Annotated in this window: 13 protein-coding genes and 1 pseudogene; 2 read left to right on the forward strand and 12 right to left on the reverse strand. The window is 64.8% G+C overall.

Annotated elements, in window-relative coordinates; translation table 11 throughout:
• Positions 1-597 precede the first annotated feature (597 nt).
• A pseudogene (locus CD04_RS25370) lies at positions 598-807 on the reverse strand (IS110 family transposase); the annotation flags it as partial.
• Between the two features lie 158 nt (positions 808-965).
• Here CD04_RS25370 and CD04_RS0118590 point away from each other — a divergent pair.
• Positions 966-2,411, forward strand: coding sequence for an IS5 family transposase (locus tag CD04_RS0118590; protein WP_231480727.1), 1,446 nt, complete (start codon positions 966-968; stop codon positions 2,409-2,411).
• 11 nt (positions 2,412-2,422) lie between these two features.
• Here the strand turns inward: CD04_RS0118590 and CD04_RS23390 are convergent, their stop codons facing one another.
• The 11 genes from CD04_RS23390 to CD04_RS0118635 form a co-directional block, all read right to left on the reverse strand.
• Positions 2,423-3,130 carry an IS110 family transposase gene (locus CD04_RS23390; protein WP_369792857.1) on the reverse strand — a complete coding sequence of 236 codons (708 nt, stop codon included), beginning with the start codon at positions 3,128-3,130 and terminating at the stop codon, positions 2,423-2,425.
• Positions 3,087-3,353: a hypothetical protein gene (locus CD04_RS25375; RefSeq protein WP_051849421.1), complete on the reverse strand. Its 267-nt coding sequence runs from the start codon at positions 3,351-3,353 to the stop codon at positions 3,087-3,089. Before CD04_RS25375 ends, CD04_RS23390 begins: the two co-directional genes overlap by 44 nt.
• A gap of 267 nt (positions 3,354-3,620) precedes the next feature.
• Positions 3,621-4,136: a hypothetical protein gene (locus CD04_RS24905; RefSeq protein ID WP_051849422.1), complete on the reverse strand. Its 516-nt coding sequence runs from the start codon at positions 4,134-4,136 to the stop codon at positions 3,621-3,623.
• Positions 4,088-4,921 (reverse strand): FAD/NAD(P)-binding oxidoreductase, encoded by an 834-nt coding sequence (locus tag CD04_RS24910; protein ID WP_051849423.1) that lies wholly within the window; start codon positions 4,919-4,921, stop codon positions 4,088-4,090. Before CD04_RS24910 ends, CD04_RS24905 begins: the two co-directional genes overlap by 49 nt.
• Positions 4,908-5,189 (reverse strand): (2Fe-2S)-binding protein, encoded by a 282-nt coding sequence (locus CD04_RS0118605; protein WP_031409520.1) that lies wholly within the window; start codon positions 5,187-5,189, stop codon positions 4,908-4,910. Before CD04_RS0118605 ends, CD04_RS24910 begins: the two co-directional genes overlap by 14 nt.
• A 4-nt stretch (positions 5,190-5,193) precedes the next feature.
• Entirely contained in the window at positions 5,194-6,300 is a 1,107-nt protein-coding gene (locus CD04_RS0118610; RefSeq protein WP_038168554.1) for an FAD-binding oxidoreductase, read from the reverse strand.
• A 2-nt stretch (positions 6,301-6,302) separates the two neighbouring features.
• Positions 6,303-7,247 carry a proline racemase family protein gene (locus CD04_RS0118615; protein ID WP_031409524.1) on the reverse strand — a complete coding sequence of 315 codons (945 nt, stop codon included), beginning with the start codon at positions 7,245-7,247 and terminating at the stop codon, positions 6,303-6,305.
• Positions 7,244-8,053, reverse strand: coding sequence for an amino acid ABC transporter ATP-binding protein (locus tag CD04_RS0118620; protein WP_156030336.1), 810 nt, complete (start codon positions 8,051-8,053; stop codon positions 7,244-7,246). The genes CD04_RS0118615 and CD04_RS0118620 overlap by 4 nt, the downstream gene beginning before the upstream one ends.
• Complete coding sequence (locus CD04_RS0118625; protein WP_031409528.1) at positions 8,053-8,799, reverse strand: amino acid ABC transporter permease; 747 nt, start codon at positions 8,797-8,799, stop codon at positions 8,053-8,055. Before CD04_RS0118625 ends, CD04_RS0118620 begins: the two co-directional genes overlap by 1 nt.
• A gap of 88 nt (positions 8,800-8,887) precedes the next feature.
• Complete coding sequence (locus CD04_RS0118630; RefSeq protein WP_031409531.1) at positions 8,888-9,769, reverse strand: ABC transporter substrate-binding protein; 882 nt, start codon at positions 9,767-9,769, stop codon at positions 8,888-8,890.
• A gap of 281 nt (positions 9,770-10,050) precedes the next feature.
• Positions 10,051-10,977: a dihydrodipicolinate synthase family protein gene (locus tag CD04_RS0118635; protein WP_031409533.1), complete on the reverse strand. Its 927-nt coding sequence runs from the start codon at positions 10,975-10,977 to the stop codon at positions 10,051-10,053.
• An 80-nt stretch (positions 10,978-11,057) separates the two neighbouring features.
• On the opposite strand from CD04_RS0118635, the gene CD04_RS0118640 reads away from it, so the two are divergent.
• Positions 11,058-12,467 (forward strand): aldehyde dehydrogenase (NADP(+)), encoded by a 1,410-nt coding sequence (locus CD04_RS0118640; protein WP_031409535.1) that lies wholly within the window; start codon positions 11,058-11,060, stop codon positions 12,465-12,467.
• Positions 12,468-12,483: the final 16 nt, after the last annotated feature.

Consider the following 12,483-nt stretch of genomic DNA (forward strand, 5'->3'; position numbering starts at 1 on the left):
ATTCGCTCTGGGGAGCATCCATTCATTGATCACCCAAGCTACGTTGCGTACCGGTACATGCGGATCGATCCTGAATGTCATGTGCGCGAAATGGTGACCAATAACATATGGGTGCCCAATCGCCCATGCTCAACGGTACTGTTGTCGCGGATCGTTGACGGAGTGAGCCGATCAAGGTCTATATCCAGGGAATTCAAACAAATTTTCGGCTGCCTGTAGTCCCTGCTCAACTTTTGGGCCAAATCCTCACCACGCAGGTGGTGGTAGCGCTTGAGCGAGCTCAAATCGCGGTGGCCGGTAACGGCGGATAGGTGCAGAACGTTGCTCATCTTCGCAGCCGTGCAGGTCGCCGCCGGTCTCGCCATTGGTTCGACAACACGCCAAGCCGCTGAGTACCCGGAAAGAGCGCTCCGAACGCGAGCGACGAGAACGGCAACATCCTGCATGACGTGTTGATCGATGACGGGAAGAAGCAACGCCTTCTGCCGCCCACACTCCTCATATGATCGCCGCTGTCAATCGCGTCAGCGCATGGAGCTTCGAGGATTGCCCTGTCGGTGCTCGTGTGGCGTCGCCCGATCGATCCCGGGCCTGTGTTCAGGTCGCCTCCTTTTCGCGTTGCGCGTGCAGGCCGATCGCCCAGACGAAGCCCGCCAGTTCGCGAGCAACGGCCACACAGACCTTGTTGGCCTGAATGCCCCGCTCGTGCAGGGCTGCGTAGCGGCCGCTCAGTCGTAGCTGCCCTTTCCAGGCGATCGTGCGGATCGCCTCGGACAGCCCCTGCTGACGTTCGTTAGTCGGCCCTGAAGAACCCCCGCAACCCGCATGAATGCGGGGTTTCTGGGGTGATTGCGGATGGTGGGAACTCCCGGTCTGATTTCCAATAGAGGCTGTTTTCTGGGAGTTCTGCCGTGCTGTTTGCCTGCCCCGCCACCGACGATTTTTTCCGCGCGCGCATCGACCACATGATCGATCTGCGCCATCCGCTGGCGGTGCTGGCCTCGCGCATGCCCTGGCAGGAGATCGAGGCGCGGGTGGCACAGACTTTTTCGCGCAAAGGTCGTGCAGGCGTGGCCATGCCCGACCTCGATCTCTTCGGCGAACAGGTGCAGCGCGCGGCTGTGCCCAGCAACGCCGGGCGGCCGCGCGTGGCGCTGCGCATCATGATCGCGCTGCTGTACCTCAAGCACGCCTTCAACGAGTCCGACGAGGGCGTGGTTCAACGCTGGGGCGAGACACCGACCTGGCAGTTCTTCTCGGGTCAGGCGTACTTTGAACACCGCCAGCCTTGCGACGCCACCACCCTGATCAAGTTTCGCAAGCTGCTGGGTGAGGACGGCGTCGAGGAGTTGCTGGCGCAGACCCTCAACGTGGCTGTGGACCTCAAGCTGATCAAGCCGCAGGAATTCGCGCGGGTGATTGTGGACAGCACGGTGCAGCACAAGGCGATCGCCCACCCCACCGACAGCCGCCTGCTGGAGACGGCGCGCACCAAACTGGTCGAGGCGGCCAGGGATGCGGGGATTGCGCTCAAGCAGACCTTTGCCAAGGAAGGCAAGGAGCTCAGCCGCAAGGCCGGGCGCTATGCGCATGCCCGCCAGTTCAAACGCATGCGTCGGACCATCAAGCGCCAGCGCACCATCGTGGGCCGCTTGCAGCGCGAGATCGAGCGCAAGGCCAGCGCCATTGGCCAGGCGGTGCGAGAGGCGCTGGGTGAGACCTTGCACAAGGCCCAGCGCATCAACGCCCAGAGCGGCCAGCGCAAGGCGGCGGATGGGCAACCCAAGCTTTACGCCTGGCATGCCCCGGAAGTGGCCTGCATCAGCAAAGGCAAGGCCCGAGCGCCCTATGAGTTCGGGGTCAAGGTGGGCATCGCCAGCACACTGCAGGGCAACCTGATCGTGGGGGCCAGGGCCTTCCACGGCAACCCGTACGACGGCCACACCCTGAGCGAGCAACTGGAGCAGGCCACGATCCTGATGCAGGACAGCAGGTCAAAGCCGGCGACCGCGTTCGTTGACCTGGGTTATCGGGGCGTGGATGCTGACAACCCGGATGTGCATATCGTGCACCGGGGCAAATCCAAACGCATCAGCAGCAAGGACAGAAAACAGCTCAAGCGGCGCCAGGCCATCGAGCCCATCATCGGCCACCTCAAGAGCGATCACCGCATGGACCGTTGCCCCCTCAAGGGTGAGCAGGGCGACCGGTTGCACGCCGTGCTGTGCGCGGCAGGCTACAACATCAAATGGCTGCTGCGCATGATCGCCAAGAAGGGGGTGCGCTTCGTGCATCGGCTTTATTTGCGCCTGTGTCAGGCTGCGCACTTACGCCCGAACTGGCATCAGATCCTGCGCGAACTCGCCTGCTTTGCGCTCAACGGCCCAGCGCTGCGACTGGCCGCCGCTTGAAAATGAATAAATCAGGTCCGACTCGTTAAGGTCTCTGCCAACCCTGACCTTGAATCGGTAGTTCCAGGCCGCCTCGACCAGCAATGGCCGTTGCCCGTCTTGGTGATGCTTCCCCGACTCGTGCGCTCACCGCTGGAGTGCTCCGAGGGCACCAGACCCAGGTAACCCATGAGCTTGCGCGGGTGTTCGAATCGGCTCAGGTCACCGATCTCCGCGACCAAGCCGATCGCGGTAATCGCAGCCACCCCACGCAATGCCTGCAAGGCTTCGACGACCGGCTCGAAGCGCCAACCTGCGATCGACGCCTGCAGCGCCTTCGTCAACCGCGTCACGCGCTCGTCGGCCGCCTTCACCGCTTGCCAGTACTCGGTGAAGGCCGTCTGGGTGGCAGCCGATTCGAAACTCTGCCTGGCCAACCATGCATCGTGCGTCAGGCACCTGGAGGTCTTCCCGCCATAACGTCGGTCGTGACGCAGCAGGAAACCCTTGAGCTGTTGACGCACCTGCGTGCGGTTATTGACGACGTCCTCGCGCGCCCGTGACAGATCGCGGATCGCCTCGTCTTCCGCATCGGGAATCCACACGGGTGTCAGCGCCCCGGCACGCGAGTACTCGGCCAGCTCCAGGCTGTCGCGAGCGTCGGTCTTGACCCGATGGCCCGGCTGCCGAGGCGTCTTAGACGGCGCAATAACCTCGCACGCATAGCCCCTCGCAGCCAACGCCCGCTGCAGCCCGTAGCCCGTAGCCCGTCGGACCGCCCTCGTAGACGATGTGCAGTCCATCAACCGTGCCCAGCTTAGTCAACACCTTCAGCAGCTTGAGAACGTCATGCACGACCTTGCCAACCAACCGAGCCTTGTCTCGCCCGGGCTCGGCCGCAGCCACCGTGATGCTGTCCTTATGGACGTCCAAACCCACATGAATCTTGGTACCCTTTTCCATGGCCGGTCTCCTGTTTGCTGATGGCGCATGCCACATGCATGTAGCTCTACGCGCCTCGGCGCGCAACCTACGATGCTGGGGACCGGCCATCTGCCCTTCGGGCGGCGACCATGATGTCTAGCGAATCGCAACCTGAATCCAGACGCGCCTTATTGCCGTCATTCAAGAACTCTATGGACCGCCTTGATCTACAGTGATCCCCTTTAACGGCAACGACATTTGCCAGGTCTTCGCAAAACCGTGTGGAGCCGCTCGGGCAGGCGTGAGCTACGCGTTCTGAGCACGCAGAACGGGGCGGCTCAGGGCTGGCCCGCTGCGCGAGTTCGCGCAGCGGCACTGGCGACAGCGGTGAGCGCACGCCCTGCGGCCCCAACCCAGCAGCGCTCGGCTCGCCGCGCCGCAGACCTGCCCTTGGCAGGCGCCCATTCCGCAGCGATGGAGCATCTTTGCCTGCTCCCAGCCCGCACACTCGCGCACCGCGGCGAACGGCACGTCCTCGCAACGGCACAGGACTGCGCGCTGCGCCAGCGCCACGGCGCGCTGCCTGTCGAACCCGAAGCTGAGCTCCACTCGCCGAGAGAACTCCGCCCAGCGCTTGCGGCTCCGAGCAAGGCGGCTTTGCTCGTCGAAGCGCCCCACCGCGGCAAGTCCGGCGATCGTGCCCTCGATCGCCGCGAGCTCGGCGCCGCGCGAACCGGTACATTCGCCGCAGGCAAAGATCCCGGGAATCGAGCTCAGCTGGCGCGCGTCCACCTCGATGGCCACTTCGGCGATTCCTCGCATGACGGTGCGACAGCCCAGCGCCGCGCCAAGCTCGTGGTTGGCGACCAGACCCGGCCCCAAGCCACCCGCTCGCAATCCACGCGCACGCGCTTGGCGCCGCGCGCGATCTCGACGAACTCGACACGTCCCTCCCCACCGACTAGGCAGGGCGCTGCGCCGGCGATAAACCTAGTGCGCGCCAGCACCGCGCGCAGCTGCAGCGCCTGCGCGAGCTTGCCCGGATGCGCCGCCAGCCCGGCGACAAATCGCGTGAGCGCCGCAGCCGGTGCGGCCTCGACGATCGCCACCACCCGCGCTCCGGCGCGCCTGGCGCTTGCCGCCGAGGCCCACAACAACGGGCCTGACCCGGCCACCACGATACGCTGCCCGGCCACCGGGATCCCGCCCTTGATTAGAGCCTGCAGGCCTCCCGCGCCCGTGACCCCCGGCAGGGTCCAGCCGTCGAACGGCAAGCAAAGCTCGCGCGCCCCGGTCGCGAGGACCAGCTTGGCGTACCCAAGTTCCTCGGCGTGACCATGGCGTTCGAGGAACAGGCTACGCCCCGTGCCAGGCGCCGTCACCTCGGTCGCCGTGAGGATCGTTACGTGCGGGCTCGCGTGCAATGCCTCGAGCATGCGCTTGGCGCGTCCGCCGCGCGGCCTGCGGACATCGCGCCGCCACACTTGGCCACCGAGGTCGGACGAGCGCTCGACGATGCACACTGACGCGCCGTGCGTGGCAGCCGCGAGCGCGGCGCTCAGGCCGCCAGGCCCGCCACCGATCACGACCACGTCAAAGCGCTGCATCTGCGCGCTCCGCGGTCAGCACCTGCATGCCGGCCACGCACGGGCTCTGACATGCTAGGCGGTTCGGCTCCCCATCGATCGTGACGCGGCATTCCTTGCACACCCCCATGCCGCAATAAGCGCTACGCGCCGCACCGCTCACCGAGAGCCGGTATACCGCAGTAGCGCCGCCCGCCGCGCGCTCGATCGCCGCTGCGACACTCGCGCCTTCCGGCACGCTGATCGCGACCCCGTTCACGCGGACCGTGATGATGCCTGCGCGCTGCATTAGCTCAATCTCCGAAAACGCCGGCAAGACCCGCCGGCAGCGGGCGGCCACAGATTTTCGCGGCCAGGATCTTCGCGGTGGCCAACGCGGTCGTCGCGCCCAGCCCTTCATGCCCTGCCGCGACCCAGACCTGTCCAGGCGCGCCTAGCGGGCGCGCCCGGCCGATGATTGGCAGTCCGTGTGCCGTTGCTGGGCGCATTCCAGTCCAAACCCGGATCACCTGACGCCCACCGAGTCCTGGCAGAAAATGCATCGCGCGCCGCGCAATGCGCCCAATGATTTCGAGATTCTCCGCGCGCTCCTCGACACCGATCTCACGTGAGGCACCGATCAAAAGCTGCCCCGTCGGTCGGGGCTGCACGTTGAACGCAATCGAGACCGGATCCGTCGCATGGGTGCTCGCCGCATAACCGATCTCCAGGACCTGATGCGACACTAAGCGCGGCCCGCGCTCGGTGATCATCAGGTGCCCGCGCTTGGCAACCAGCGGCAGATCAGCTAGCAAGCTGCGGGCCGCCAGACCGGCCGTCACGATGACCGATCCGGCCTCGAAGCACCGGCCGTCGCTCGCGCGCACCCAGTCGGAGCCGACGGCCTCGGCTCGCACGCCCTCGTGCACGCGAATGCTTCCTCCGACGGGTTCGCGCGCCAGCCACTGCGCCGCCTTCGGAGGATACAAGATCGCATCCCCGGGGACGCGCATGCCCGCCAGCGCCGCCTCCGAAAGCCCGGGCTCGGCAGCGGCGAGCTGCGCGCCGCGCAGCAGCTGCGCGGCGATGCCATGCCTTTTAAACGCTGCGGTCTGTGCTTCGAGTAGGCAGACATCCGAATCGCTGCCGGCGACCCACAGCGTGCCCGCTTGGACGTACTCGGCGAAACGTAGGAGCCGAGGCGACTCGCCTCGCCACAACTCGACTCCTAGGCTGGTGAATTCGAGCTCGCCGGGAACACCGAGCAAGCTCACGAGGTGCCCCATCCCGGCGGATGTCGCGCCGGCGCCGACGAAGCATGCCTCGAGCAGATCGACCGAGGCACCCTGTGCTGCGAGTTCGCGCGCGCAGGCCGCGCCGACGACACCTGCGCCGACAACGATGAAGTCGGGCTGCGGCACGCTTACTTCCAGAGGCGAGCCGAGCGCTCGCGTTCGTCGACGAGCAGCTCGCCGAGCGCGGTCACCTGTGCGTCGCCGACCAGCATGAGCCTTGCGCGCACGGGCCCGGCAGCGTCGCAGCCATCGAGCTCGTAGCTTGCCTCGAACATGCTGTCGGTGATACTTGGCTGCCGCCAAGTGTCGCACGGGCGCAATTTGCCGTCGGCGGTGAGGCTGGCGCTGGTCCCCGTGCCGCAGGGCGAACGGATGTACGCCTTGCCCGGCCAAAGCACGAAGTTCCTCGAGTCATTGCCGGGCGTCTCGTCGCCGGCCGCTGTGAGCCCGACCGGTTCTATCCGCGCGCCGTCGCGCCCCGTGACTCCGCGAGCCGTGAGTTCGCGCCGGATCGCCCACGCGAGCTCGGTGAGTGCGTCGACGTTGGCAAGGTCCAGGCGCAGAGCCGACTGCTCGACGATGTAGAACCAATTTCCGCCCCATGCGACATCGCCGACAAATCGTCGGTGGCCGGGCACTTCGACGGCAACGTCCTTGTGTTCGCGAAACGCTGCGACGTTTCCGATGCGCACCCGCCCCTCGGCAGTCCACTCGGCCTGCACCTCACCGACGGGCGTATCGAGGCGATGGCGGCTGGGCGCCAGTTCGCCGAGAAATGCGAGTGAGGTGACGAGGCCGATGGTGCCGTGGCCGCACATGCCGAGCAGCCCGACGTTATTGAAGAACAGCAATTCGCCCGGGTCGCCGTCGCGCATCGGCGCCCAGTACACGGCCCCGACCAGGATGTCGGAGCCCCGAGGCTCGCTGACCGCCGCCTCTAGCAGCCAGCCATGCTCACGATAAAAGTCGGCGAGGCCCTCGTGCACGCCGCCCGGCGGCCGCGGGACTCCCGCAAGCAAAACGCGGGTCGGCTCCCCGCCGGTGTGCGAATCGATGAACCGCAGGCGCCTCATGCCTCTGCTCCAGCGTGCTGCAAGGCCTGCGAGAAAAATGCCCTTGCGCGCGGCGATTTGGCGCGGTGGAACATGTCGTCGGCGCGGCCACTCTCGATCGCGCTGCCGCCCTCCATGAAGACGATGCGATCGCTCGCGCTCAACGCGAATTGCATTTCATGAGTGACTACCACCATCGTCGTGCCTTGCTGGGCCAACTCGCGCATTACGCTCAGAACTTCGCGGCTGGCCTCGGGGTCGAGTGCCGAGGTCGGCTCATCGAACAGCAGGGCCTTCGGCTTCATGGCCAGTGCGCGCGCGATAGCGACCCTTTGCTGCTCGCCTCCCGATAAGGTCAGCGCCGGCTGCAGCGCGCGGTGGAGCATGCCGACGCGGTCGAGCAGGGTCGTCGCGGTGAGTACCGCCTCATCGCGAGTTGCGATTCCGGCATCGAGCATCGCAAGCGTCACGTTCTCGAGCGCCGTCAGGTGCGGGAACAGGTGAAACTTCTGGAACACCATGCCAAGCCTGCGCCTTACGCCGCGAAGTTCCTGCTTGCCCAGCCGCAGTCCGTCGTCGAAGATGCGTACGCCATCGATGTCGATGCGCCCGCGGTCGGGCATCGCCAGCAGGTTCAGGCAGCGCAAGAAGGTACTCTTGCCCGCGCCGCTCGGTCCAACGATGCTGACGACCTCGCTTTGCCGCACGTCCAGACTCACGCGTTCTAAGGCCTTCACGCACCCGAAGCAAAGCGACACCCCTTCGGCACGGATAATCGAGGTCGGCGCTGTTGAAGACGCGCCCGTTTGCACCGAGTGCTCGTCCATCAATGGGTCTCCTTAGGGGCGGCGGGAGCCGTCACGCTCATCGCGAAACGCAGCAGACCAAGCCGGCGCAACGAGAATGGATGCCCCTGCGCAAGGCGGCGTTCCACGTAAAGGATCAGCGACGAAAGCGGAAAGCATAGCGAGAAGTAGATGGCTCCGACCACCACATAGACCTCGAGCGCGCGAAAGGTCGCCGAGGTGATGATTTGCCCCTGGGTCATCAACTCCGATCCGCCGATCGTCACCATCAGCGAAGTGCTCTTGAGCAAGTCAACGAGCATGGTTCCGGTTCCGGGGAGCGCCACCAGGATCGCCTGCGGAGCCACGACCTTGCGAAAGATGCCGAAGCTGCTCATGCCCAGGGCCAGTCCGGCCTCCTGCTGTCCCTTGTCGACGGCCTTCATCGCAGAACGGAAGATCTCGGACAAATACGCTCCGTAGTGTCCGATTAGCGCGAGCGAGCCTGCCGCGAATGCGCTCAGGTTGATGCCTATGGACGACAGTCCGAAATAAGTGATGAAGATCTCGGTGATCAGCGGAACGTTCTTGAACGTTTCCACGAACACGCGCGCCGCCCCGCCGAGCAGCGAGCGTTCGCGCAGCCGCATCAACGCGAGCAAGACGCCCAACACGATGGCGCCAACGAATCCGGATGCCGTGTATTCGAGGGTAACGGCGATTCCGTGGACAAGGTTCAGCCAATAGCTGCCCCACGGAACCTTGAAGAACCCGCCAAGAAAATGCATGCTTGTCTCCATTGTCGGTCGATGCCGATTTGCCTGCGCTCGTCTCGCGGATAAGGCAAGCCCTGGGCCTGCCTTATCCGTCGGGCGATCACTTTGCGGGCATTCCCTCGGAACTCGGCGCGACCCAGTCGGCCGGACGATCAACCCCGCGGCGTTGCTTTTCGTAGGAAACGAGCCAGTTGGCGCCGGGGGCCAGGAAAGGCGTCGCGTCGTTGACGCCCGCCGCCTTGATCACTTTGGCATTCGTCCCGTTCCTCCAGAACTTGTGGATCATTCCATCGAGCTTGACAACCAACGCCTCGTCCCCCGGCCGAACGTACCAGCCGATCATCTGCGGGCCGAAGAGCGCCCAATTCGGGTGTGCGGCAATCTGACTCATCGTAGGCGCGGCAAGCGGAACCACCTTGTAGTGCAGGCTGGGGCGCACCTTCTTCTGGTAAACCATGACCAGCGGGTCCATGAACGCCACGTCGATGCGCCCCGCCGACAGGTCCGACAATAAGGCCACCGTATCCGGATACAGACGCAGTTGCACGTCGCCCAGGCGATTCAGGGGATCGACGTAGGATTGACCGTTGATCGCGCCCACGACGTGGCCCGAGAGTTGAGCCACGTCATGGACGTCGACCCCCTTGCGTTCCGCGATGAGTTGCGGAAGATAGTATGAGGGGTCGGTGAACAAGCCAGTCTTCGCGCGGGCAGGCGTCCACGCGACATCGGACACCGCGACGTCCGCACGCCCGGATTGAACGGCGGCGAGCATCCCATCCCAGTTGGTGACGGTAACCCTGTACTTGATGCCTAGCTTCTGCGCGGCGCGATCGAACAGGCTTCCATCGATGCCCTCGAGATGGCCGTTGGGGGCTTCAGTGACGTAGGGCGGAAGCGATGTGATCACGACGTGCAGGGGCTCGGCCGAAGCCGCGAGTCCCGGCGCGCATGCCGCGCCGAGGAGCACGGCCGCGCCCATCAGGCGAGCTAAGGTGCATCGAATATGTGAGTGGCTCATCGAAAGTCTCCTTGCTGGGTTTCGTTCGGATACCGGGAGGCATCCGTTGGTGGGTGCTGCATCGCTCGATGTCCAGCTCCGTAAAAGTCGGCTGGACGGTGGGTCGACAAGAATCGGCCCCAAAACCGTACATCGTGCGACCGGACCCATGCGTCTTTGGTCCGGCCCTCTTGTGACTACCAACTCGACACTGCAACCCGACGGCACCACGCGGCTTCACCTCGGGCGTCTGCGCTCCTTGATTAACGCTGCCGCGAATGCGACTGCGCAATGGTGGGCCGAGTTGCCAAAGCCCGCGCCATTAGGCCCTCGACCTCGGCGCGCACCTCGGCGCTCAGCGCCAGCCTCGGAGGACGCGTTAGGTGTGAGCCCCTGCCGACGATGTGCTCGCAAAGCTTGATGGTCTGCACCAAGTCGGTCCGCGCGTCCAAGTGCAGTAAGGGCATGAACCAATCGTAGATTGCTCGCGCTTCGTGCAAACTTCCTTCTTTGATCAGACGGAATAGCGCCTCGCCCTCGCGCGGAAACACATTCGACATGCCTGATACCCACCCGACCGCGCCGACGAGCAGACTTTCGAACACGACGTCATCGAGGCCGGCGAACAGGATGAATCGCTCTCCAACGGCGTTGCGCAAATCGGTGAAGCGCCGCGTGTCGCCCGACGAGTCCTTGAAGCAGACGATGTTGTCACAGTCAGCCAGCGAAGCAAGGATGTCCGGGCTGACGTCGGTACGGTAGATCAACGGGTTGTTGTAGACCATCAATGGCAGATCGACGGCCGCGGCTACTCCCCTGTAGTGCGCAGCCGTCTCGTGCGGCTGCGAGGAGTACACGAGCGGGGGCATCACCATTAAGCCATCGAGGCCGGCGCGCTTGGCCTCGATCGCAGTTTCGATGGCAAACGCAGTCGTGTACTCCGCGACGCCCGCGATGACGGGCACCTTGCCACCGACGACGTCACTCGCGGCCTCCCAGAGCGAGATCTTCTCAGCGCGCGAGAGCGAGCAGGTTTCGCCTACGGTGCCGCAAACGACAAGGCCTGATACTCCGTCTTCGACCAGTGCCTTGACGACCTTCGCCGTCGCGTCGACATCGACGCTGAAGTCCTCGCGGAATTGCGTGGTCACCGCCGGGAACACGCCCGACCAGGAAACATGCTTGTTCATTGCATTCCTTCCAAAGTAGTCTTGTTCGTGTAAATTGTATACAATCTACAAACAAGATCAACACGAAAATAGAGCTTGCGATGAAAACCGTGGATTCGACTGTGCTCGCGGCTTCCCGCGCCGCCCCGGACTGGGCATCGAGCCCGGCGCGCCAGCGCGCCGATCTACTTGCCGGCCTCGCCCGTGCTTTGGAAGAAGGGCGCGAGCCTTTGGTGAAGCTTGCCCACGACGAAACCGGTCTCGGTGCGCTCCGTTTGAGCGCGGAGCTGGATCGCACTGCGTTCCAGCTCCGCCGCTTCGCCGACGAGGTGACCGCGGGAGCCGCTTTTTCCGTGATCGATGATCCGGCGGCCTCCGGGGCTCCCCCAGCCGGCCACCCGCACCTGCATCGAGTCCGGGTTCCAGTGGGACCCGTGGCAATGTTCTCCGCGAGCAACTTTCCCTTCGCCTTCTCAGTGCTGGGCGGGGATACTGCTTCCGCCCTCGCGGCGGGCTGCCCGGTAGTGGTGAAGTCTCACCCCGGCCATACCGGTCTGTCTCGCGAAGTGCACGAGCTCGCGCTGCGTGTCCTACGGGCGCAACTGCTGCCCGCTGTGCTGCTCGGGTTAGTCGAGGGCGCTTCGCCGCAGATCGGCCAAGACTTGGCGCGGCATCCAGCCATTCGCGCAGTTGCGTTCACAGGTTCCTTGCGCGCAGGGCTGGCGTTACAGCAGGTGTGCCGGCAACGCGTCGATCCGATCCCCTTCTATGGGGAATTGGGATCGATCAATCCGGTGGTTGTGCTTCCCTGCGCGATGCTCGGGCGTGAGCAGGCAGTAGCCACGGCGCTTGCACAGTCGATTGCGCTGGGGACCGGCCAGTTCTGTACCAGTCCTGGCGTGATCATCGCCAAGAGGTCTGATTCTCTCGACCTGTTCGTGCGGCTGCTGGAGAAAGCACTGGCGTCGCAATCACTGCATCCGATGCTGAACGAGGCCATCCGCACCGGATTTGACGCCGGTTGTCAACGCCTCGGGCAGCGACCCCGCGTGGCGCAAATTCTCCGGGGCGCGAGTGCCGCTGCCAATGTGCCCGCAGCTGCGTTGTTTCGAACCGACGCCGCAAGCTTTTGCTCGGATCCGGCGTTGCGCGAGGAAGTGTTTGGACCAGAGGCGATCGTGGTCGAGGCCCGGGACGATCAAGATATGCTCGACGCCGTGCGCGCGATCAAAGGAAGTCTGACGGCAACCATCTGGGGGGCCGACGAGGACAACCAATTCCACAGAGCCCTTGTGCGGGCGGCCTCTTCGGTTGCGGGACGGGTCTTGTTCTCGGGCGTTCCCACAGGGGTCGCCGTCAGTACCGCGCAGCATCACGGCGGCCCCTTTCCCGCGTCGACCCAGCCGTTCAGCACATCTGTCGGCTCTCGCGCGATAGACCGCTTCCTGCGGCCCGTCGTATTCCAAGACCCGCCGGATTGGCTGCTGTCGCGCGGCGGCCTCCCGGTGTGAGCATGCAGGAAATCAT

Source organism: Thiomonas sp. FB-Cd, from assembly GCF_000733775.1.
Lineage (GTDB): Bacteria > Pseudomonadota > Gammaproteobacteria > Burkholderiales > Burkholderiaceae_C > Thiomonas_A.